The following is a 22,019-nucleotide window of genomic DNA, read 5'->3' as shown; positions in this document are numbered from 1 at the left end:
GAAGATAGGCTTCGAATCCTCACCGCGCCCGGCGGATGCGGATGGGGCCGCGCGCCGTCGACGGATCGACGACCGATCCGCCCTGCGTGATCTCGACCTCGCCGTCCGCGACGAGCCGGCGGGCGGCGCGGCGGGCGGGCTCCATGAGGTCGCGCCAGTCGTCGCCGCCGACCCGCCGCGCAGCCTCGGACGGGCAGATCGTCGCCGAAGCCGCGCGCTCGGCGAGGAGGTCGCGAATCGCGCGGGTGAGCCGCTCGTCGACGGGCCGGATGCCGCGGCGCCGGCACACATCGGAGCAGTACCGCACGTCATCCCAGCTCGCCGCCCACTTCGCGCGCCACTGGACCTCCCGGCCGCACGACGCGCACGTCTTCGGCTCCGGGGTCGCGGCGCCGCGCGCGGCGCGGGAGCGGTGGGCCATGTCCCCATTCTCCGGCCGCGCGCGGGGCTCGGGCCGGGCTTGCGCTCGAGGCGTTCGACCGCCTCGGCCTTCAGTTGCCGCATCCATCTCGGCCCCCGCGCTGTTCAGCGCGGCGCCGGGACCCGTGCCCGGCGTCCGTGTTGCACCATCCGGGCCGCTCGTTCCTCAGGAAAATCGGCGACCCCGCCGCACAATGGAGGCGTGACCGACGAACGCGAGGCCCCACCGCTGCCGGGGCGCGCGGTGATCGAGCAGCGATGGAGCCGCGCGTGCTTCCTGCACTGGCGGGTCGATCCCGGCACGCTCGCGCCGATGCTGCCGCCGGGCACGCATCCGGATGTCTTCGACGGCTCGGCGTGGGTCGGGCTCGTCCCGTTCGTGCTGAGCGAGTTCCGGTTCCTGCCGTTGCCGCCCGTGCCCCTCGTGGGGTCGTTCGTCGAGATCAACGTGCGCACCTACGCCGTCGACGCGGAGGGCCGGCGCGGCGTCGTGTTCCGCACCCTGGAGGCGGAGCATCTGCTGCCGGTGCTCGGCGCCCGCGCGCTCTTCGGCCTCCCCTACCGCTGGGCGCGGGCGGGTGTGCGTGAGGACGGCCCGCTCATCGAGTACCGCTCGCGCCGGCACACCCGCGCCGCCGAGGCCACCCGCATCCGCGTGCGCCGCAGCGGCACATCCGTCGACACCCCGCTCAGCCGCTTCCTCACCGCACGCTGGGGGTTCCACGAGCAGCACCTGGGCCGCACGATCTGGGCCGCCAACACGCATGAGCCGTGGCCGCTTGTCGAGGCGTCGGTCGACACACTGGATGACGACCTGGTCGCGGATGCAGGTTTCCGCGGCCTGGCCGGCCGGCAGCCCGACTCCGTCCTGGCGATGCCGGCGCGGCATCCGGGCTTCCGCACGCGCTTCTCCGCCGCGCGGCCCATCGGCCGACACTGAACCGGCGGCGGGACTCCCGACCGGTTCTTGACATCGGCCTCGTCTCGGTGCCATGGTTAGTTGGTCAAGTAATTAACCACTGAACGGGGGCGATGTGATCGAAGACGGCCGCGCGCTGTTCCTGCAGATCGCAGAGAGCGTGGAGGACTCCATCGTCGACGGCAGCCTGCCCGAGGAGAGCCAGGCGCCGTCGACGAACGAGCTCGCCGCCTTCTACCGCATCAATCCCGCCACCGCCGCGAAAGGAGTGAACATGCTCGTGGACAAGGGCGTGCTCTACAAGCGCCGAGGCATCGGCATGTTCGTCGCTCCGGGCGCGCGCGAGCGACTGCTCGACGAACGGCGCACCGCCTTCGCCGACCGCTTCGTCGAGCCGCTCCTCGCCGAGGCCCGCAAGCTCGGCCTCGGCCCCGACGACCTCTCCGCACTGATCCGCGACCGCGCCGCAGCGTCGCGCACGACCCTCCCCACCGAAAGGACCAGCCGATGACCGCCGTGATCGAGGTGGAGAACCTCACCAAGCGGTACCGCGACACCGTCGCCCTCGACGGCGTCACCTTCCGCATCGAGAAGGACACGATCTACGGGCTGCTCGGGCGCAACGGCGCCGGCAAGACCACCGCGATGTCGATCCTCACCGCGCAGAACTTCCCCACGTCGGGGCGCGTGCGCGTGTTCGGCGAGGATCCGTACGAGAACGCGCACGTGCTGTCGCGCCTGTGCTTCGTGCGGGAGAGCCAGAAGTACCCGGATGACGCGCAGCCGCGGCATGCGTTCCGCACCGCGCGTCTGTTCTTCCCGAACTGGGATCAGGAGCTCGCCGACCGCCTCGTCGAGGAGTTCCAGCTGCCGCTGAAGACGCGCATCAAGAAGCTCTCGCGCGGGCAGCTGTCGGCCGTCGGCGTCATCATCGGGCTGGCATCGCGCGCGGAGATCACGTTCTTCGACGAGCCCTACCTCGGTCTCGACGCCGTCGCCCGGCAGATCTTCTACGACCGGCTGCTCGAGGACTACACCGAGCACCCCCGCACCGTGATCCTCTCGAGCCATCTCATCGACGAGGTGTCCAACCTCATCGAGCGGGTGCTCGTGATCGACCGCGGCCGCATCGTGATGGACGAGGACACCGACGCCGTGCGCGACCGCGCGGCCACGATCGTCGGCGATACCGCGGCGGTGGAGGCCTTCGTCGCGGGCCGAGAGGTCATCCACCGGGAGCACCTCGGCCGCGTCTCCTCGGTGACCGTGCTCGGCTCGCTCACGGCAGCCGACCGCGTGCGCCTCACCGCGGCGGGTCTCGAGGTCGGACCGGTGTCGCTGCAGCAGCTCATCGTGCGCACGACGCAGGCCGCGGCCGAGCGCGCCGGCGCCCCCGCATCCGCCCTCGACGAAGGAGCACTTCGATGAACCGCACCCTGAACGTCGTCCGCATGCAGTTCGTGAACCGGCAGACCTACCTGTGGGTGCCGCTCATCGTGCTCGGCGGCTCCCTCGTGCTGAGCATCCTCGTGTGGGCGCTCATCCCGTACGACGGTCCGAAGTACGGCGGCGGCGCCCAAGCGCCGTTCTGGTACTTCGGCGTCGTGGGCGTGCAGGCGCTGACCCTGACGTTCCCGTTCTCGCAGGCGATGAGCGTGACCCGCCGCGAGTACTACCTCGGCACGCTGCTCACCGCCGGGCTGACGAGCGCGATCCTCACCGCGATCTTCCTCGTCGGAGCGGGCATCGAGCGGGCCACGGGCGGCTGGGGCGTCAACGGCTACTTCTTCCTGCTCGACTGGGTCTGGGGAGCGGGGGTGCTCGGAGCCGCGCTGTTCTACTTCGCGATCGCGATGCTGTTCTTCGCCGCGGGATTCCTGGGCGCGACGGTGTACAAGCGCTACGGCATGGTCGGGGTGACGGTGGGCCTCATCGGCCTCGGGCTCGTGCTCGTCGCACTGCTGTGGTCCATCGGCCGCGCCGACGCGTGGGCGTCGTTCTTCGGATGGTTCGCCGACCTCGGGCCGGCCGGCCTCGGCGCGCTGCTGGCCGCCCTCGCCGCCGCGGCCGCGGTCGTCGCGTTCCCGCTGCTGCGTCGCGCGACTCCCTGACGCCGCACCGGCCCGGGCACCGCCGTTCGCTCGTCGTATCCGCCGTCCCGATCCCCCGATCGGCTCCGGATACGACGAGCGAGCGGGCGTGGGCGCCGCGGACGGGCGTCAGACCGTCTCGGCGGCCTCGGTGTGGTGACGGATGACCTCCGCCACGACGAAGTTGAACCACTTCTCGGCGAAGGCGGGGTCGAGGTCGGCGTCGAGCGCGAGGCGCTTGAGCCGCGCGATCTGCTGCTCCTCCCGCGCCGGGTCGGACGCCGGCATCCCGTGCGTCGCCTTCAGCACGCCCACCTGCTTCGTGCACCGGAACCTCTCCGCGAGCAGGAAGATGAGAGCGGCGTCGATGTTGTCGATGCTGGCGCGCAGATCCGCGAGCTTGTCGCGGGCGTCGCCGGCCGGTGCCTGATCGGTCATGCGTCCTCCCGCCAGCGAGCCTAGCGGTCGGCGTCTCAGCCCCAGGTCTGCGCACGTTGTGCGCGGCCGGCGAACGGCGTGCCGGGTCGGGCGCCCGACGCCGCCCTAGAGTGTGTCGCATGACCGACGCGCCCGCTCCCTCCCCCGTTCCGGATGCCGCGGCCACCCCGCCCGACGCGGCGCGACGCCGTCCGACCTGGGCGGCCCTCGCGAGCCCGTTCGGCGCCGGCTTCTTCCTGACGCTCGGGGGTCTCGCGGCCTTCGTGCTCGGCATCGCGGTGTCGAATCTGTCGACCGTCATCATCTACATCGCGTTCGCGCTGTTCGTCGCGCTCGGCCTCGACCCCCTCGTACGCCTGCTCATGCTTCGGCGCATCTCGCGGCCGTGGGCGATCACGATCGTCTTCGTCGCGCTGGCCCTCGTGCTCGTCGGCATCCTGCTGCTGATCGTCCCGACGGTGGTGCGTCAGGTGTCGCAGTTCGTGACGGGCATCCCGCAGCTCGTGAACGGCTTCCTCGCGAGCGACGTGTACGCGTGGCTGACCGCGAACTTCGGGCAGAACGTCGGCGACCTCGTCACGCAGGCGCAGAAGTTCCTGAGCGACGCCGGCAACATCGCGGCGATCAGCGGCGGCGTGCTGAAGGTCGGAGCCTCGATCGCGACGGGCATCTCGGGCGTCATCATCGTGCTCGTCCTGAGCCTCTACTTCCTCGCGTCGCTGCCCACGATGAAGGAATCGCTCGTGCGGCTGACGCCCGCCCGCACACGCGCTCGCGTCTCGGACATGACCGAGCAGATCACCGACTCGGTCGGCGGCTACCTCATGGGGATGGTCATCCTCGCGCTGTGCAACGCGGTGGTCGCCTTCGTCCTGCTGCTGTGCCTCGGCTTCCCGTTCCCCGCGCTCATGGGCGTCGTCGCGTTCTGCATCACCCTGATCCCACTCGTCGGCTCGGTGCTGTTCTGGGCGATCGGGACGACGCTCGTGCTGTTCGTGAACCCCGTCGCCGCGATCGTCTTCGCGGCGGTGTATCTCGTGTACATGCAGCTCGAGGCATACGTGCTCACACCGCGGGTGATGAACCGCACCATCTCGGTGCCGGGCTCGCTCGTCGTGATCGGCGCGCTCGTCGGCGGCACGCTCCTCGGCCTTCTCGGCGCGCTCGTCGCCATCCCCGTCACCGCGTCGATCCTGCTCATCATCAAGCAGGTCGTGATCCCGCGCCAGGACGCCAAGGTCTGACCGCTCGCCCGCACGCATCCGCCCCGGGCGGCGCGCCGGACGGGCGCCTCGGTGCGGGAGACCGGAGGCAGGCCGGGGCGCGCGGGTCAGCGGCGCGGGAGGAGGCACGTGGGCGCGGGCACGGCGGTGCGGTGACGCACACGCCCGGGCACGCCGGTGCGGATGTCGAGCGTGAGCGACGCGACCTCGTCCGACGCCTGACCGGCGACGAGGAGCGTGTCGCGCACGACGACGTGATGGCGGGGCTTGCGCACCCCCGCCTCGGCGAGCGCCACCGAGGCCACCGCGCCGCCGTCGCCCACGACGCGGAGCACGCCGATCGTGTCGCTGCCCCGGATGCCCGCGTACAGGAACTGCCGGTCGTGCGACACAGCGAGCTCGGCGCCGGTGTCGCCGTCGAGCGAGCCCGGCGCGGCGGGCGCGCCGCCGAGCAGCCGCCATGCGCCGCTCGCGTCGGGGGCGAGCACGAAGACCTCGCGCGAGTACTCCGTGAGCACGTACACGTGCCCGCTCGGATGCCACACCATGTGCCGGGGGCCGCTGTCGCGCGGCAACGCCACGTGACCGGCCGACGCCAGGCGCGCGCCCGACCGGCGCCACACCCTGACGACGTCGTAGCCGAGGTCGGTCGTGAGCACCGTGCCCCCCGGGACGAAGAGGGACTCGTGCGCGCGGGAGACGCGCACGGGTGCCTCGTCGGGCTCGGGTTCGGGTCCGGGGGTCGGCGCGGGATCGGGCTCGGCGTACTCCGGCACGAGGTGGGCGAATTCGTCGCCCGCGGCCCGGCGCAGCGCGCGGGCGGCCGCGGCGAGCGCCGCCGCCTGAGCGCCGTCCGTGCCGGCGTCCGTGCCGGGACGCGGCGCCGCATCCATCGACGCATCTGACGCCGACGGGTCGGCGAACGGGTCCCCACCGTCGGCGTAGGGGTCGATCGCGGACGGGGCGAGCACGGGCTCGCCCAGCGCGCCGTCACGGCCGAGCGGCACGCGCACGACGCGGCCGTCGCCCCAGCACGTGGCGAGCAGGAAGGCGCCGTCGGGCGCGACGGCGACGTGGCACACGGCCTTTCCCGCGGCCGCGGTCGGGCCGAGCGGGCGCAGCGCATCCGCTCCGGTGCGGCGGAAGGCGGCGACGCGGCCCTGGCCCTCGAGCGCCGCGTAGACGACGTCGAGGGTGGGATGCGACGCCACCCACGACGGCGACGGCGCGGCGACGGCCGTGCCGGTGAACCTCAACGGCCCGCCCGCGAGCGCGCTCTCGGCCTCGCCCGCGTGGAGCACGCCGATCCCCTCGCCGCTCGCGCCGCCGTGATCCGGCCCGTAGCCGCCGACCCAGAAGCGCATCAGTCGATCAGCGGCGTGCGCACCACCACGGCGTCGCGCGCGGCGCCCACGCCGATCACCGAGATGCGCGTGCCGCTCATCTCTTCGAGCGCGAGCACGTAGTCCTGCGCCTCGAGCGGCAGGTCGTCGAACGTGCGCGCGCCCGAGATGTCGGACTTCCATCCGGGGAAGTACTCGTAGACGGGCGTCGCGTGGTGGAAGTCGGTCTGGTTCACCGGCAGCTCGTCGAAGCGCTCGCCGTCGACCTCGTACGCGACGCACACCGGGATACGGTCGAGCCCCGACAGGATGTCGAGCTTGGTCAGCACGAGGTCGGTGATGCCGTTGATGCGCGTCGCGTACCGCGTGATGGGCGCGTCGTACCATCCGACGCGGCGCGGGCGCCCGGTCGTGGTGCCGAACTCGAACCCGCGGGAGCGCAGCCACTCGCCCTGCTCGTCGAACAGCTCGGTCGGGAAGGGGCCGGATCCCACGCGCGTCGTGTAGGCCTTCACGATGCCGACGATGCGGTCGAGGCGGTTGGGGCCGACACCCGAGCCGGTCGCTGCCCCGCCCGCGGTCGCCGACGACGACGTCACGAAGGGATAGGTGCCGTGGTCGACGTCGAGCATCGTGGCCTGGCCGCCCTCGAACACGACGACGTCGCCCTGGTCGAGTGCGTCGTTCAGCAGCAGCGACGTGTCGGCGACCATGGGCCGAAGCCGCTGCGCGTACGACAGCAGGTCGTCCACGATCTCGTCGACGGCGATCGCGCGGCGGTTGAAGACCTTCACGAGCAGGTGGTTCTTCTGGTCGAGGGCGCCCTCGACCTTCTGCCGCAGGATGTTCTCGTCGAACAGGTCCTGGACGCGGATGCCGACGCGGTTGATCTTGTCGGCGTAGGCCGGGCCGATGCCGCGGCCGGTGGTGCCGATCTGACGCTTGCCGAGGAAGCGCTCGGTGACCTTGTCGAGCGTGCGGTGATACTGCGTGATGACGTGCGCGTTGGCGCTCACGCGCAGGCGCGACGTGTCGACGCCGCGGGCGCCGAGCGCCTCGAGCTCGTAGAACAGCACCTCGAGGTCGACCACGACGCCGTTGCCGATCACGGGGATGACGCCCGGCGACAGGATGCCCGAGGGCAGCAGGTGCAGCGCGTACTTCTCGTCGCCGATGACGACGGTATGACCGGCGTTGTTGCCGCCGTTGAACTTGACGACCCAGTCGGTGCGCTCACCGAGGAGGTCGGTGGCCTTGCCCTTGCCCTCGTCCCCCCACTGGACGCCGACGATCACGATTCCGGGCATGTGCGCTCCTCGCGTGGATTCCGGCGGTACACCCCATCCTATCGAGGCGGTCGTCTCGTGCCGTCAGCCGGCGGCCTCCTCGGGGCGCTCCTGCACCTCAGCCTCCGACGCATCCGGCACGTACCCCTCGACGTGCCGCTCGTCCGGCCCGTTGTAGGCGGACAGCGGGCGGATGAGCGCGTTGGCGGCCTGCTGCTCCATGATGTGCGCGGTCCATCCGGTCACGCGCGCCGCGACGAACAGCGGCGTGAAGGTGAGCGTGTCGAACCCCATGAGGTTGTACGCGGGCCCCGAGGGGTAGTCGAGGTTCGGGTAGATGCCCTTGCGCTGCACGAACTCGGCCTCGAGCGTCTCGTAGAGGGCGAGCACGTCCGGCCGGTCGTAGTGCTCGACGAGCGCGTCGAGGGAGGCCTTCATCGTCGGCACGCGCGAGTCGCCGCGCTTGTACACGCGGTGGCCGAAGCCCATGATCTTCCGCTTCTCGGCGAGGGCGGTGTCGAGCCACGCACTCACGTTCGCGGCCTCGCCGATCTCGTCGAAGATGTGCAGCACGGCCTCGTTCGCCCCGCCGTGCAGCGGCCCCTTGAGGGCGCCGATCGCCCCGACCACCGCCGAGTAGAGGTCGCTCAGGGTCGACGCGATGACGCGCGCGGTGAAGGTCGACGCGTTGAAGGAGTGCTCGGCGTACAGGATCATCGAGCGGTTGAACGCGTCGACGACCACCGGGTCCAGGACGTCGCCGCCCGTCGACGGGTCGTCGCCGAAGGTCAGCCACAGGAAGTTCGCGGCGTAGTCGAGGTCGTCGCGGGCGTCGACGGGCGCGAGGCCGCGGCGCCGCCGCTGCCCGTAGGCGACGATGGCGGGGAGCTCCGCGAAGAGCCGGATGCTGCGCTCGAGGTTCTGCTCGGGAGTCCCGACCGCGTCCAGCACGTTGGCGATGCCGGCCGTGTCGCGCGCACCGATGACGCTCACCGCCGTGCGCACCTCGTCCATCGGATGCGACGACGCCGGCAGCAGGTCGACGGCCGCCTTCACGTCGGGCTGCAGCGCGCGGTGCGCCCGTTCCAGCCGTCGCAGCTCCGCGAGCTGGGCGTCGGTGGGGAGCTCGCCGTGCCACAGCAGGTACGCGACGGCCTCGAAGGGCTGGGTCGCCGCGAGCTCCTGCACGGGGTAGCCGCGGTACAGGAGGCTGTTGGTGTCGGGGTTGACCTTGCTGATGGCGGTGTGGTCGACCACCACGCCCGCGAGGCCCTTCTTGATGTCGGGGTCGGTCATTTCTCTCCTCCGGGTCTCACCGTGTCCCACATTCTGCGGCTGTGCCGGTGCTCAGGTCACAGGAAGTGGGGCGCGGTCGACGGAATGCGGGACAGGGGTCAGCGCTCGATCGTGAAGTCGAAGATGTTCGTGTCGAAGCGGTTGTACTGCTCGTAGTCGATCAGGTCGTAGAGGTCGGCGCGATGCTGCATCTCCGATAGTCTGTCGCGCAGGTGGCCCTTGTCGGTCAGGTCGTCGAGTGCGCGCTCAGCGGCACCCATCGCCATGCGCAGCAACGACACCGGCCAGATCACGATGTTGATGCCCGCCGAGCGCAGCTGCTCGGTGGAGAACAGCTCGCTCTTGCCGAACTCCGTCATGTTCGCCAGCACCGGCACATCGAGCGCCCGGCGCATCGCCTCGAACTCGCCGAGATCGCGCATCGCCTCCGGGAACACCGCATCCGCCCCCGCGTCGACGAGCGCCTTCGCCCGGTCGATCGCCGCGTCGAGGCCCTCGACCGCGCGGATGTCGGTGCGGGCCATGACGAGGAAGTTCGGGTCGCGACGCGCGTCGACGGCGGCACGGATGCGCTTGACCGCCGTGTCGCTGTCGACGACGGCCTTCCCGTCGAGGTGGCCGCAGCGCTTCGGATTGACCTGGTCTTCGATGTGAGCGCCGGCCAGGCCCGCGTCCTCCAGGGTCTGGATCGTGCGGGCGACGTTCATCGGCTCGCCGAAGCCCGTGTCGGCGTCGATGATCGCCGGCAACTCGGTCATGCGGGCGATCTGCTGTCCGCGCCCGGCGACCTCGGTGAGCGTCGTGAGCCCGATGTCGGGAAGCCCCAGGTCGGCGGCGAGGACGGCGCCCGAGATGTACACGCCCTCGAAGCCCTTGCGCTCGATGAGGCGCGCCGACAGCGGGTTGAACGCGCCGGGGAACCGCAGCAGCTCGCCCGAGGCCAGCCGCTCCCGCAGCACGCGGCGCTTGTCGGCGGGCGAGGTGGTCGCGTACAGCATCAGAAGAGTCCCTTCGGGGCCGGCGCCAGCGCGAGCACGCCGTGCTTGGCGACGATGCTCAGCTGCAGGACCTCCTCGGCGGTGAGCTCGGGGAGGCGCTGGGCGAGCTCGAGGAAGCGCTCGATCTCGGCCGGCTCGAGCACCGGCTCAGCCAGGAGGCGGAACTTGCGCACGTAGTCGGCACGGGCGAACGGCCGCGCGCCGAGCGGGTGCGCGTCGGCCACGGCGATCTCGTCCTCGATGGTGCCGCCGTCGGCGAGCGCGATGACCACGCGGCCGCCGAACGCCTTCTCGTTCGGGTCCTCCGAGTGGTAGCGGCGCGTCCACTCGGCGTCCTCTGCCGTCGTGATCTTGTGCCACAGCTCGACGGTGTCGGGGCGACCCGCGCGCTCGGGGGTGTACGAGTCCACGTGGTGCCACGATCCGTCCTGGAGGGCGACGGCGAAGATGTACGGGATCGAGTGGTCGAGCGTCTCGCGGGAGGCCGTCGGGTCGTATTTCTGCGGATCGCCCGAGCCCGAGCCGATCACGTAGTGGGTGTGGTGGCTCGTGTGCAACACGATCGTGTCGATGTTTGCGGGGTCGCGCAGCTCCGGATGCTCCGTGCCGAGCCTGCGCGCGAGGTCGATCCACGCCTGGGCCTGGTACTCGGCCGAGTGCTCCTTCGTGTAGGAGTCGAGGATGCCGCGCTTGGGTTCGCCCGTCGCGGGCAGCGGCACATCGTACGACGCGTCGTTACCGTCGAGGAGCCACGCGATGACGCCGTCCTCGCCCTCGTAGATCGGCGCGGGGCTCGTCTCGCCGCGCATCGCGCGGTCGACGGCCTCGACCGCCATCTTCCCCGCGAACGCGGGGGCGTGCGCCTTCCACGTCGAGATCTCGCCCTTGCGCGACTGCCGCGTCGCGGTGGTCGTGTGCAACGCCTGCGCCACCGCCTGGGCGATCGTGTCGGCGTCGAGGCCGAGGAGCGTGCCGATGCCGGCCGCCGCCGAGGGGCCGAGGTGGGCGACGTGGTCGATCTTGTGCTTGTGCAGCGAGATCGCCCGCACGAGGTCGATCTGGATCTCGTACCCGGTCGCGAGCCCGCGCACGAGAGCCGCGCCGTCGCGTCCGGTGTGCTGGGCGACGGCGAGGATCGGCGGGATGTTGTCGCCGGGGTGGGAGTACTCGGCGGCGAGGAACGTGTCGTGGTAGTCGAGCTCGCGCACGGCGACGCCGTTCGCCCACGCCGCCCACTCGGGGCTCGATCGACGCTCGAGGGCGCAGCCGAAGATCGTCGCGCCCTTGCCGCTCACCGAGATCGCGTGGTCGAGCGCCTGCTGGCGCGCGGCGGAGACCGGCCGGCGGGTCAGCGACGCCGCGGCGACGGCGGCGTTGTCGATCACGCGGTTGACGATCATGTCGACGACGTCGGCGTCGACCTCGACGGGGTCGACCGCGACCCGGGCGATCTTGTGCGCGAGCTGGTCCTCGCGGGCGAGGTGCTCTTCGCTGCGGTGTACGCGGACGTGGTGCGTGACGGTCATGTCGTGCCTCTCGGTCGGCGGGCCGGCGGCCGCTGGTCGCGGTCGACGGAGTCGGGGAGCGCTGCGAGCGTCGACTCGAGCGCGTTGTGGAGATGGACGTGGGTGGCGTTCGCGGCGAGGTCACCGTCGCCGGCGGCGATCGCGGCGGCGATGAGACGGTGCTCGTCGACGGAGCGCCCGAGGCGCTCGAGGTTGTCGCGCGCGAGGCGGCGCACCCGCACGAGGTGGGTGCGGACGGTGCGCAGCGCCGACGTCAGGTAGGCGTTGCCGGCCGCGGCGTCCACCTCGGCGTCGAACACCGCGATCAGCCGGTAGTACTCGTCGCGGGCATCCGCGCCGTCGAGGGTGACGGCGGCGAAGTCGCGCGCCATGGCATCGAAGACCGGCGCGAGGTCGGTGCGGGCGGCGGCCAGGCGGGCCGCCGTCTCCTCGAGCGGTCGGCGCACGGCGAAGAGCGCACGGATGTCGGCCTCGCGCAGCGGCGCCACCACGGTGACGCGCGGCGACTGCTGCACCGCGAGCCCGTCGGCGACGAGGCGGCGGATGGCCTCGCGCAGCGGCGTGCGGCTGACGCCGAACCGCGCCGCCTGCTCGACCTCGCCGAGCACGACGCCGGGCGCGAGGACGCCGGTCTGGATCTCCTCGAGGAGCGTCAGATACGCGCGCTCGCCGGCGCCCACGCTGATCTCCGACGACGTCACTCGATGAGTGTATACACAGGACCGATGTTTGTTGTCCATTTCGCCCGAACGACAAGCTTCGGTGTACATTCCGTGCCGCGTCGATGCCTGCCGCGCGGCCGAGCCCCCGCATCCGCCGTCGCCGCAATACAGTGAGCGCATGAATTCGCGCGCATGGGCGGCGACGTGGGCGGCGCTGCGGCTGGTGGCCGCGGCCGCCGTGGTCGCGGCGGTCATCGGCCAGCTGATCCGCACCGTCGGCGCGACGCTGCGGGCGGGCGACGATCTCGCGACCGTCATCACGAACTTCTTCAGCTTCTTCACGATCCTCTCGAACGTCGGCGCGTGCGTGACGCTCGTGATCGGCGCCGTCCTGTTCTTCACGCAGGGCCGACGGGAGACGGTGGAGCCCCGGTGGTACGCCGTGCTCCTCGTGAGCGTCACGACCTACATGCTCGTGACCGGCATCGTCTACAACACGCTGCTGCGCAACATCCCGCTGCCGCAGGGCGCGACGGTGCCGTGGTCGAACGAGCTGCTGCACGTGTGGGTGCCGCTGTTCCTTCTTGCGGATCTGCTGTTCGCGCCGCGGCGACGGCGGCTCGACTACACGGCGGTGTGGGCGGTCGTCGCCTTCCCCATCGCGTGGGTCGTCTACACGCTCGTGCGCGCACCGCTCGTGATCAACCCGACCACCGACGAGCCGGGCTGGTGGCCATATCCGTTCCTCAACTGGACGACGGTGGCCGGCGGTGGCTGGGGCGTGCTCGGGTACGTCATCGTGATCGCACTCGTGATCATCGCGATCGGCTTCTTCGCGGTGTGGGTCGGGCGCACGCGCACGACGACCGCGGATGCGGCGGCAGCCGCGCACTCGTGACCTCCTCCGCGCCCGCCGGGCGCGCCGCCCCGACGGCGTGGACCGCGGTCAGGCTCGTGGCGGCCGGCGTGGTGGCGGCGGCGATCGTCGCCCAAGGGTTCTCGACGATCGGGAGCGCCGCCGCATCCGGCCACCACGTCCCGACGGCGGCCGCGAACTTCTTCAGCTACTTCACGATCCTCTCGAACGCGGCGACCGTCGTCGTACTGGCGTGGGCGGGGCTCGCACGCCTGCCGCGGGAACGCCGGACGAGCCTCGATCCGCGCGGGCTCACGACCGCGTTCGCGTGCGTGACGACGTACATGCTCATCACGGGCGTCGTCTACAACGTGCTGCTGCGCGCGATCTCGATCGGCCCCGACACCGTGCGCTGGGCGAACGAGGTGATGCACGTGGCCGCGCCGCTCCTCCTGCTGCTGGATCTCGTCGCGGGACCCGGACATCGGATGCTGCGCTGGCGCGCGGCGTTCGCGGCGCTGCTGTTCCCGCTCGCGTGGATCGTCTACACGCTCGTGCGCGCGCCGTTCATCACCGCCCCGGCGTCGGGCACGCCGTACTGGTACCCGTACCCGTTCCTCGACCCGTACGGGCCGGCCGGGTGGGGCGGAGTGTGGACGTACATCGCGGCGATCGCGGCGGGCATCCTCGCCGTGGCGTTCGGCGTCGTGGCGGTGCTGCGGCTGCGCGCCCGCCGCATCCGCATCTGACCCGCCGCGCTCGTCCTGGCTCCGGGCGCACGGCTCCGCTGCGCCCCCGACACCGCGGCCTCGGCACGGCGGCCCCACACGGCGGCCCCGACACGGCGGCCCCGACACGTATTCAGGCTGAGACCCGGCCGGGTCGGCTGGAGGGGCCGAATTCGGCCGTTGTCGGCTGCCGCAGCCTGAATACGTGCGGTGGGCCCGGTCAAGTCCCTTTGCGTGGTGTCACTCCAGTTGTTCCCTGTGGTGGGTGGTGGTCAGGCGGTGAGGTAGAGCTCGGGGCGTGCCGGCTCTGCGTGGTCGTGGAGGGTGTGGACGAGTTTGCGCATGGAGATGTCGGAGAAGTAGCGGCGTTCGCCGTAGGACCATTCCTCGTGCTGCTCTTGGATGACGGCGCCGATCAGGCGGGTCACGGAGCCTTGGTCGGGGAAGATCTGGACGACGTCGGCGCGGCGTTTGATCTCGCGGTTGAGGCGTTCGATGGGGTTGTTGGACCAGACTTTCTGCCAGTGCTCGCGGGGTAGTGGTGCGAACGCGGTGAGGTCGGGTTCGGCGGCCTCGAGCATCTCGGCGACCTCCGGGAAGGAGCTGCGCAGGCTGTCCGCGACGGCTTTGTATTGGGCAAGCACCGCCTCGGAGGTGGTCTGCGCGAAGATCGTCGAGATCAGCGCGTTGACGGGCTTGGAGCGGGCCGAGCCGAGCTTCTGGGTGACGTTGCGGGCGAAATGGACTCGGCATCTCTGCCACCCGGATCCGGGCAGGATCGCCTTGATCGCGGCTTTCAGGCCGGCGTGGGCATCGGAGGTGACCAGGGCGACGCCGAGCGGATCGGCGTCGGTGGCGACCTTCAGTCCCCGGTCGCGCAGGCTGCGGAGGAACTCGGTCCAGAAGTCGGTGGTCTCCGCATCCCCGAGGCTCATGCCGAGGATCTCGCGGCGCCCGTCGCCGCTGACGCCGGTGGCGACCACGAGGGCTTGGGAGACGACGCGGCCGCGGTGGCGGACGTCGAGGTAGGTGGCGTCGAGGAACAGGTACGGGAACCAGGTGTGATCGAGTCGGCGGTGCAGGAACTCGTGCACGGTTTCGTCGATCTCTGAGCAGATCCGAGAGACCGTCGACCGGGAGATGCCGGTGTCGTTGCCCAGCGCGCGGATCAGCTGGTCGACCTTGCGGGTGGAGACCCCGTCGATCCATGCCTGGCAGATCACGGCGTAGAGGGCCTTATCGACCCGGCGACGCGGGTGCAGCAGGCTCGGGAAGAACGACCCCTCCCGCAGCTTCGGGATCTGCAGGTCCACCTCCCCGGCCGGGGTCGCCAGCGTCTTGGGTCGGGTGCCGTTGCGGCGTGTGGTGCGCTCAGGGGTGCGCTCATGCGGGGCCGCGCCGATCTTCACGGTCGCTTCCGCGTTGATCAGGTCCTGCAGGCCCGCCTGCAGCATCCGACGGAACACGTCCGAGTGAGCCAGGTCGGGGTCGGCAAGGACTTCGCCGATCAGAGTCGTCAAGGCAGACTGGTGGTGGGTCATCGTGGGATCTCTTCTTTGCTTCTTGGCGGAAACAACTGGTCATCCCACGGTGGCCCTTCATCGCCTACGACGACGAGAACCCCGCGGGAAGTGACACCACGCTAAGGGACTCAGCCGTGGGCCCGCGCTCTGCCCTGCGCCGGGGGGCGTTCGGGGGGCAGGTCGTGCCGGATGCGGCGGGTTCAGGCGACACGACCTGCCACCCGAAGCCCGGGCCGCTGCGCCCGGACGGCCGGATCACGGAGTCAGCCCGCCGCCGCCCTCGTCGCCACCCCCACGACCGCGACACGTATTCAGGCTGGCGGCTGGCGGCACCCCGCTGAGGGGCGGGATTCGGCCGATATCGGCGCCGGCAGCCTGAATACGTGCGGTGGGCCCGGGCCGCTGCCTTCCGCCACAGCGTCCGCGCTGCGCCTTCCGCCGCGCGGGTCAGCGCGCGGGGCGCGTGGACTCGCGGACGACGAGGTGCGTGGCGATGGGGGTGTCCTCCGTCAGCCCGTCGGGCTCCTCCACCGCGACGAGCACCTTCTGCATCATGAGCTCGCCGAGCGCCTGGAAGTCCTGCCGGACGGTCGTGAGCGGCGGCGCGAGGTAGGCGGCCTCCGGCACGTCGTCGAAGCCGACCACCGCGATGTCGGCCGGCACGTCCAGGCCGCGACCGCGCAGGGCCGAGAGCAGGCCGATCGCCATGTGGTCGTTCGCGACGAACACGGCGTCGCCCGGCTCGAGGGGCAGCGACCCGCCGATGTCCGCGCCGCTCGCGGCCGACCAGTCGCCGTGGACCGGAGCCGCCGCGACGAGTCCGCGCGCGGCGAGCTCGTCGCGCCAGCCGCGGATGCGCTCGAGCGCGTCGGGGTTGCGCGGCGGCCCCGCGATGTGGAGGATCCGCGTGTGGCCGAGCTCGGCCAGGTGGCGCACGGCGCTGCGGGCACCGCGGTACTGGTCGATCGACACGAGCTGCGGGTGGCGGCGCTGCGTCGCCGCGGCCGCCACGACCGGCACGCTCAGATCCAGGCCGCGCACGACGTCGAGCACGGCGACATCCGCGACGATGAGCACGATCGCATCGACCCGCTGGCGCAGGAGGCCCTCGATCGTGTCGCGGATCGCAGCGGGGGTGGGGTCGGGGGCGGCGACCGTGTCGACGGAGTACCGCTCCGAGCGGGCGGCGACGGTGAAGTTGATCGCGATCGACGTCGGTCCGTACTCGGCCGATCCCGGGGTGACGAGTCCGATCGTGCGCGTGCGACGCGTCACGAGGGCCCGGGCCGCGGGCGACGGGCTGTACCTCAGCTGCGCCATCGCCTGCTCGACGCGGGCACGCGTAGCCGGCCGCACGTTCGGCAGGTCGTTGAGCACGCGCGACACCGTCTGGTGCGACACGCCGGCCAGGCGCGCGACGTCGAAGATGTTCGCGGACTTCGCGCCGCGCTCCTCGCTCACGGAGCGTCCTCGGGCCGCGCGACGAGCGCCATGAGCGAATCGACGGTGAGCGCCTCGGCCGGCAGGTTCTCGACGACCCGCCCGCCGCGCAGCACCGCGACGCGCTGCGACACCCGCAGCACCTCCTCGAGCTCCGCCGAGATGAACAGGACCGACAGCCCGTTGTCGGCGAGCTCGGCGACGAGGCGCTGGATCTCGACTTTCGCGCCCACGTCGATGCCGCGCGTCGGCTCGTCCAGCGCGAGCACGCGCGGCGACAGCGCGAGCAGGCGCGCGAGGAGCACCTTCTGCTGATTGCCGCCGGACAGCGTCCACGCCGGCCGGTCGGGATCGGCGGGCCGGATGTCGAGCGCCTCGATCCAGCTGTGGGCGAGCTCGCGCCGCCGCGCCCGCGACAGGCGGTGCAGGATGCCGCGCTCGGCCTGCAGCGCGAGCGTGATGTTCTCCATGACGCTGAGGTCGCCGATGATGCCCTCGGTGCGCCGGTTCTCCGACGAGTACACGATGCCGCGCGCGATCGCCCGGCGCGGGGTCGCGAACTCGACGCGGTCTCCGGCCACGCGCAGCTCCCCCGCATCCGGCCGGTCGATGCCCGTCACGACGCGGGCGAGCTCGGTGCGGCCCGAGCCGAGCAGGCCCGCGAGCCCCACCACCTCGCCCTCGGCGAGGCTCAGGTCGGCGGCGACCAGCCCGGGCGCCGACGACACGTCGCGCGCCGACAGTACCGACGGCGCCTCGGGAGCGACGTCGACGCGCTCGGGCACCTCCATCTCGCGCGACGAGCGTCCGAGCATCTTCTCGACGAGGTCGATGCGCAGCAGCTCGCTCGGCACGTACTCGCCGATGAACCGGCCGCCGCGCAGCACCGTGATGCGGTCGCAGATCTCGTACACCTGGTCGAGGAAGTGCGACACGAACAGGATCGCGACGCCGCGCGCGGTCAGGTCGCGCATGACGCGGAAGAGCTCCGCCACCTCGTCGAGGTCGAGGCTCGAGGTCGGCTCGTCGAGGATCAGCACGCGCGCGTCGACCGAGATGGCGCGCGCGATCGCCACGAGCTGCTGCACCGCGAGCGAGTGGGATCCGAGGACGCTGCGGGGATCGACCGGCACGCCGAGGTCGGCGAGGATCTCGCCCGCCCGCGCGTGGAGCGCGCGCCAGTGGATCGCGCCGAAGCGCCGGGGCTCGCGGCCGAGCAGGATGTTCTCCCCCACCGTGAGGTTCGGCAGCAGGTCGATCTCCTGGTAGACGGCGCTGATGCCCGCCGCGAGCGACGACGCCGGCGACGTGAAGCGCACCGGCTGCCCGCCGACGCGGATGTCGCCGGCATCCAGCCGAATCGCGCCCGTGAGCGCGCGGATCAGCGTGGACTTGCCGGCGCCGTTCTCGCCCATGAGGCTGTGCACCTCGCCGGGCAGCAGCCGGAAGTCGACGCCGTCGAGCGCCGTCTCCGCGCCGAAACGGACGGTCGCACCGGTGATCTCCACCACCGGTGCGACCGTCCGCGGTCGCGTGCTCATACCGACCATCATGCCGTCGGTGCGCTCACCTCCCCGTCCGCGCCGTCGGATCAGCGGCGCGCCGCGCCCGAGCGGGCCACGATCACCCGCTGCATGACGACGAACACCAGCAGCAGCGCGCCGATCGTGATCCGGGTCCACGACTGCTCGACGCCGAGGAAGGAGATGACGGTCTTGATCGTGCCGTAGACGAACACCCCGATCATCGAGCCGAGAACGAAGCCGCTGCCGCCGGTGAGGAGCGTCCCGCCGATGACGACCGCCGCGATCGTGTCGAGCTCGGTGCCGATGCCGTTCAGCGGGTACGACGCCCCGGTGTAGGCCGTGAAGATGACGCCGGCCAGGCCCGCGCACACGCCGCTGATGACGTAGGCCAGGAGCTTCGTGCGGACGACGGGCAGGCCCATGAGGCGCGCGGACTGCTCGTTGCCGCCGATCGCGTAGATCGTGCGGCCGAAACGCGTGAACTGCAGCACGAGCACCCCGATGACGACGACGGCGAGCGCGATGATGCCGGTCGGCGTGATGTAGAAGCTGCCCGGCGCGCCCTGGATGCGCGTGGACTGCAGCCACAGGATCGCCGGGTCCTCGACCTTGATCGAGGACAGGCTCACCATGAACGCCAGCCCGCGCGCGGCGAACATCGCCGCAAGCGAGGCGATGAAGGGCTGCACCCCGAAGAACTGGACCATGATGCCCACGGCGAGGCCCATCGCGGCCCCGATCACGAGCATCACCGGCACGGCGACGGCGACCGGCAGGCCCTGGCTCAGCATGCTCGCCCCGAGCATGCCGGTGAACGCCATGACCGCGCCGACCGACAGGTCGATGCCGCCGGTGAGGATCACGAAGGTCATGCCGACGGCGAGGACGAGCAGGTACGCGTTGTCCAGCAGCACGGCCGAGAGCACCCGCGGGGTGAGGAAGTTGCCGAAGTAGGCCTGCGCCCCGGCGATCATCACCACGAGGATGACGAGCGCGCCGAACACCGGCACCCACGAGGCGTGGCGGCTGCGGAAGCGCTGGATGACGGCGCCCGCGCCGGTGCGCCGGCCGTCGAGCTCGGATGCGGTCGCGCTGGTCATGAGGCGGCCTCCGCCCGGGTCGAGGGGCTGCGCCGGACGGCTGCCGCGGCGCGGGCGAGGTAGCCGCGTGTGCGCGGCGACTGGACGAGCACGACGATGACCACGACGATCGCGAGGAACAGCGGGCTGATCGCGGGCGGGACGCCGAGGAAGGTGATCGTCGATTTGAGGGTCTGGATCGTGAAGACGCCGACCACCGTTCCGGCGATCGTGAACTTGCCGCCCATGAGGCTCGTGCCGCCCAGCACGACGGCGAGGATCGCGTCGAGCTCGATGTACAGGCCGGCCGCGTTGGCGTCGGCGGCCATGATGTTCGAGGAGTACAGGATGCCCGCGAATCCGGCGAGCAGCCCGCTCGCCGCGTAGGCGCCCCACACGATGCCGCGCGAGCGCACTCCGGCGAGGCGGCTGGCCTCGGGGTTGATGCCCACCGCCTCGGTGAGCACGCCGAGCGCCGTGCGGCGCTCGAGGATCGCGACGAGGGCGATCGCCACGACCGACACGTAGAAGGCGAACGGCAGGCCCAGCAGGTAGCCCTGCGCCATGAAGCGGTAGGGGTCGCTCGTGATCGTGGTGATGAACCCGCCCGTGATGAGCAGCGCCACGCCGCGCCCGGCGAGCATGAGGACGAGCGTCGCGATGATCGGCTGGACGCCCACGACCGACACGAGGAAGCCGTTCCACACGCCCAGCACGAGCGAGACGAGCACGCCGAGCGAGATGCCGATGAGGACCGTCGCGAGCGATCCGGGGTCGGCGGACGAGGAGATGTAGGTCAGGGCGACCGCCCCCGACACCGCCATGATGGCGCCGACCGACAGGTCGATGCCGCGCGTCGCGATCACGAGCGTCATGCCCAGCGCCACGAGCATCAACGGTGCGCTGTTGCGCAGGATGTCGATGAGCGGGCCGTAGAGCTGTCCGCCCTGCACGGTCACCGCGATGAAGGACGGCCGCGCGATCGTGTTGACGATCACGAGGACGAGCAGGGCCGCGATGGGCCACACGAGTCGGTGCCGCAGCACCCCGGTCACTGTCGATCTCATGCCGCGTTCTCCGGGCTCTGGCGAGACGGCTCCGTCTCGCGGGACTCTTCGGCGATGACGGCGACGAGGTCGTCGACGTCCACCTGGGTGGCGTCCAGCTCGCCGATCTTACGACGGTCGCGCAGGACGACGATGCGCTGCGCGATGCGCACGACCTCTTCGAGCTCGGACGAGATGAAGACGACGCCGAGCCCCTGGGCCGACAGCTCCGCGACCTTGCGCTGGATGTCGGCCTTCGCGCCGACGTCGATGCCGCGCGTGGGCTCGTCGAGGATGATCAGCTGGGGCGCGGTGGCGAGCCAGCGTGCGAGGAGCACCTTCTGCTGGTTGCCGCCGGAGAGGTTCCGGATCAGCGCGTGCGGGTCGGCGGGGCGCACGCCCAGGGCCGCGATGTACTCCTGCACGATCGCGTCCTTCTCGCCGCGGCTCATGGGCCGCAGCGCCCCGCGCTTGGCCTGGATGCCGAGGATGATGTTCTCCGCCACTGTGAGGTCGGCGATGATGCCCTCCGCACGGCGGTCCTCCGACGAGAACGCGATGCGGCGGTCGATGGCGTGGCGCGGCGTCGTGATGCGCGCGCCCTGACCGCGGACCAGGTGCGCGCCGGTGTCGGCGCGGTCGGCACCGTACAGGAGGCGCACGAGCTCGGTGCGTCCGGATCCGAGGAGTCCGGCGATGCCGACCACCTCGCCGTCGAACACCTCGAGGTCGACGGGCTCGAGCACGCCCTTGCGGCCGATGCCGCGGGCCGAGAGCACCGCCGCATCCGATCGGTCGATCTCGCGCTCGGACGTGCGCGAGAGGGCCTCGAGCTCGTCGAGCTCGCGGCCGATCATCTTGGCGATCAGCTCGCCGCGCGGCAGCTCGTCGATCGCGTACTCCCCCACGAGCCGGCCGTTGCGCAGCACCGTGAGGCGGTCGGAGATCTCGTACACCTGGTCGAGGAAGTGCGTCACGAACAGGATGGCCACGCCCCGGTCGCGCAGGCCCCGCACGACGGCGAAGAGCTGCTCCACCTCGCTGCGGTCCAGGCTCGAGGTCGGCTCGTCGAGCACGAGCACGCTGGCGTCGGAGACCGTCGCGCGGCTGATCGCGACGAGCTGCTGCACCGCGATCGAGTGCGTGCCGAGGATCGAGCGCGTGTCGATGTCGAGGCCGAGCCGGCCGAGGTAGCGCGCCGCCTCGCGGTGGGTGGCACGCCAGTCGATGAAGCCCGCCCGGCGCACCTCGTGGCCGAGCATGACGTTCTCGCCGACCGACAGGTTCGTGCAGAGGTTGACCTCCTGGTACACCGTGGAGATGCCCGCGGCCTCGGCGTCGGCGGTGGTGCGGAAGACCCGCTCCTGGCCCGAGACCGTGATCGTGCCGGCCGAGACGGTGTAGACGCCCGTGAGCGCCTTGATGAGCGTCGACTTCCCCGCGCCGTTCTCGCCCATGAGGGTGTGGACCTCGCCGGGGCGGAGGGTGAGGTCGACTCCGTCGAGCGCCTTCACGCCGGGGAATTCGACCGTGATGCCGCGCAGGAGCGCGACGGGGTCGGGGCCGACCCGCGGGGTGGTGTCGAGAACGGCGACGATGTCGTCGGTCATGCGCGGACTC

The 22,019-nt window shown here is 71.4% G+C and carries 21 protein-coding genes; 7 read left to right on the top strand and 14 right to left on the bottom strand.

The features are described 5' to 3' along the window. Window positions 1–19 precede the first annotated feature (19 nt). Window positions 20–421 (bottom strand): DUF3253 domain-containing protein, encoded by a 402-nt coding sequence (locus EI169_RS00340; RefSeq protein ID WP_125129941.1) that lies wholly within the window; start codon window positions 419–421, stop codon window positions 20–22. A gap of 201 nt (window positions 422–622) precedes the next feature. On the opposite strand from EI169_RS00340, the gene EI169_RS00335 reads away from it, so the two are divergent. From EI169_RS00335 to EI169_RS00320, 4 genes are all read left to right on the top strand, one after another. Then, window positions 623–1,360: a DUF2071 domain-containing protein gene (locus EI169_RS00335; protein ID WP_125129939.1), complete on the top strand. Its 738-nt coding sequence runs from the start codon at window positions 623–625 to the stop codon at window positions 1,358–1,360. 94 nt (window positions 1,361–1,454) lie between these two features. Further along, the gene (locus EI169_RS00330; RefSeq protein ID WP_125129937.1) at window positions 1,455–1,850 is read left to right on the top strand and encodes a GntR family transcriptional regulator; all 396 of its coding nucleotides are present in this window, start codon (window positions 1,455–1,457) and stop codon (window positions 1,848–1,850) included. Then, the gene (locus EI169_RS00325; RefSeq protein WP_125129935.1) at window positions 1,847–2,767 is read left to right on the top strand and encodes an ABC transporter ATP-binding protein; all 921 of its coding nucleotides are present in this window, start codon (window positions 1,847–1,849) and stop codon (window positions 2,765–2,767) included. Before EI169_RS00330 ends, EI169_RS00325 begins: the two co-directional genes overlap by 4 nt. Continuing rightward, entirely contained in the window at window positions 2,764–3,450 is a 687-nt protein-coding gene (locus EI169_RS00320) for a hypothetical protein (protein WP_125129933.1), read from the top strand. Before EI169_RS00325 ends, EI169_RS00320 begins: the two co-directional genes overlap by 4 nt. A 108-nt stretch (window positions 3,451–3,558) precedes the next feature. Here the strand turns inward: EI169_RS00320 and EI169_RS00315 are convergent, their stop codons facing one another. Further along, the gene (locus EI169_RS00315) at window positions 3,559–3,867 is read right to left on the bottom strand and encodes a chorismate mutase (protein WP_125129931.1); all 309 of its coding nucleotides are present in this window, start codon (window positions 3,865–3,867) and stop codon (window positions 3,559–3,561) included. Between the two features lie 119 nt (window positions 3,868–3,986). Here EI169_RS00315 and EI169_RS00310 point away from each other — a divergent pair, with 119 nt between their 5' ends. After that, a complete protein-coding gene (locus EI169_RS00310) occupies window positions 3,987–5,111 on the top strand; it encodes an AI-2E family transporter (protein ID WP_125129930.1) in 1,125 nt (374 codons plus the stop codon). Between the two features lie 86 nt (window positions 5,112–5,197). Here EI169_RS00310 and EI169_RS00305 read toward each other — a convergent pair whose 3' ends face one another. From EI169_RS00305 to EI169_RS00280, 6 genes are all read right to left on the bottom strand, one after another. Continuing rightward, window positions 5,198–6,454 (bottom strand): beta-propeller fold lactonase family protein, encoded by a 1,257-nt coding sequence (locus tag EI169_RS00305; RefSeq protein WP_125129928.1) that lies wholly within the window; start codon window positions 6,452–6,454, stop codon window positions 5,198–5,200. Next, entirely contained in the window at window positions 6,454–7,740 is a 1,287-nt protein-coding gene (locus EI169_RS00300) for an adenylosuccinate synthase (RefSeq protein WP_125129926.1), read from the bottom strand. The genes EI169_RS00305 and EI169_RS00300 overlap by 1 nt, the downstream gene beginning before the upstream one ends. Window positions 7,741–7,803: 63 nt before the next feature. Further along, entirely contained in the window at window positions 7,804–9,015 is a 1,212-nt protein-coding gene (locus EI169_RS00295) for a bifunctional 2-methylcitrate synthase/citrate synthase (RefSeq protein ID WP_125129925.1), read from the bottom strand. Between the two features lie 98 nt (window positions 9,016–9,113). After that, window positions 9,114–10,013 (bottom strand): methylisocitrate lyase, encoded by a 900-nt coding sequence (gene prpB, locus EI169_RS00290; protein WP_125129923.1) that lies wholly within the window; start codon window positions 10,011–10,013, stop codon window positions 9,114–9,116. Beyond that, window positions 10,013–11,539, bottom strand: a complete 1,527-nt coding sequence (locus EI169_RS00285) for an MmgE/PrpD family protein (protein WP_125129921.1) — start codon at window positions 11,537–11,539, stop codon at window positions 10,013–10,015. Before EI169_RS00285 ends, prpB begins: the two co-directional genes overlap by 1 nt. Then, complete coding sequence (locus EI169_RS00280) at window positions 11,536–12,219, bottom strand: GntR family transcriptional regulator (RefSeq protein ID WP_205783902.1); 684 nt, start codon at window positions 12,217–12,219, stop codon at window positions 11,536–11,538. Before EI169_RS00280 ends, EI169_RS00285 begins: the two co-directional genes overlap by 4 nt. 160 nt (window positions 12,220–12,379) lie before the next feature. On the opposite strand from EI169_RS00280, the gene EI169_RS00275 reads away from it, so the two are divergent. Together EI169_RS00275 and EI169_RS16470 are read left to right on the top strand one after the other, a co-directional pair. Further along, window positions 12,380–13,099, top strand: coding sequence for a Pr6Pr family membrane protein (locus EI169_RS00275; protein WP_125129917.1), 720 nt, complete (start codon window positions 12,380–12,382; stop codon window positions 13,097–13,099). Next, the gene (locus EI169_RS16470; RefSeq protein ID WP_164515388.1) at window positions 13,096–13,806 is read left to right on the top strand and encodes a Pr6Pr family membrane protein; all 711 of its coding nucleotides are present in this window, start codon (window positions 13,096–13,098) and stop codon (window positions 13,804–13,806) included. The genes EI169_RS00275 and EI169_RS16470 overlap by 4 nt, the downstream gene beginning before the upstream one ends. A 251-nt stretch (window positions 13,807–14,057) precedes the next feature. On the opposite strand, the gene EI169_RS00265 is transcribed toward EI169_RS16470, so the two are convergent. The 6 genes from EI169_RS00265 to EI169_RS00240 form a co-directional block, all read right to left on the bottom strand. Then, on the bottom strand, window positions 14,058–15,326 hold the full coding sequence (locus EI169_RS00265; RefSeq protein WP_125129915.1) for an IS256 family transposase: 1,269 nt from the start codon (window positions 15,324–15,326) through the stop codon (window positions 14,058–14,060). A 429-nt stretch (window positions 15,327–15,755) separates the two neighbouring features. Further along, complete coding sequence (locus EI169_RS00260; RefSeq protein ID WP_125129913.1) at window positions 15,756–16,769, bottom strand: LacI family DNA-binding transcriptional regulator; 1,014 nt, start codon at window positions 16,767–16,769, stop codon at window positions 15,756–15,758. Next, the gene (locus tag EI169_RS00255; RefSeq protein WP_125129911.1) at window positions 16,766–18,289 is read right to left on the bottom strand and encodes a sugar ABC transporter ATP-binding protein; all 1,524 of its coding nucleotides are present in this window, start codon (window positions 18,287–18,289) and stop codon (window positions 16,766–16,768) included. Before EI169_RS00255 ends, EI169_RS00260 begins: the two co-directional genes overlap by 4 nt. Window positions 18,290–18,339: 50 nt before the next feature. Beyond that, window positions 18,340–19,374 carry a sugar ABC transporter permease YjfF gene (locus tag EI169_RS00250; protein ID WP_125129909.1) on the bottom strand — a complete coding sequence of 345 codons (1,035 nt, stop codon included), beginning with the start codon at window positions 19,372–19,374 and terminating at the stop codon, window positions 18,340–18,342. Next, entirely contained in the window at window positions 19,371–20,420 is a 1,050-nt protein-coding gene (locus EI169_RS00245; protein ID WP_125129907.1) for an ABC transporter permease, read from the bottom strand. The genes EI169_RS00250 and EI169_RS00245 overlap by 4 nt, the downstream gene beginning before the upstream one ends. Then, window positions 20,417–22,009, bottom strand: coding sequence for a sugar ABC transporter ATP-binding protein (locus EI169_RS00240; protein WP_125129905.1), 1,593 nt, complete (start codon window positions 22,007–22,009; stop codon window positions 20,417–20,419). Before EI169_RS00240 ends, EI169_RS00245 begins: the two co-directional genes overlap by 4 nt. Between the last annotated feature and the right edge of the window lie 10 nt (window positions 22,010–22,019).

It is taken from the genome of Microbacterium sp. 10M-3C3 (assembly GCF_003931875.1).
In the GTDB taxonomy this organism is placed as follows: Bacteria; Actinomycetota; Actinomycetes; order Actinomycetales; family Microbacteriaceae; genus Microbacterium.
The sequence above is the reverse complement of the archived record's forward strand: the minus strand, read 5'-3'. Positions and strand labels throughout refer to the sequence as shown.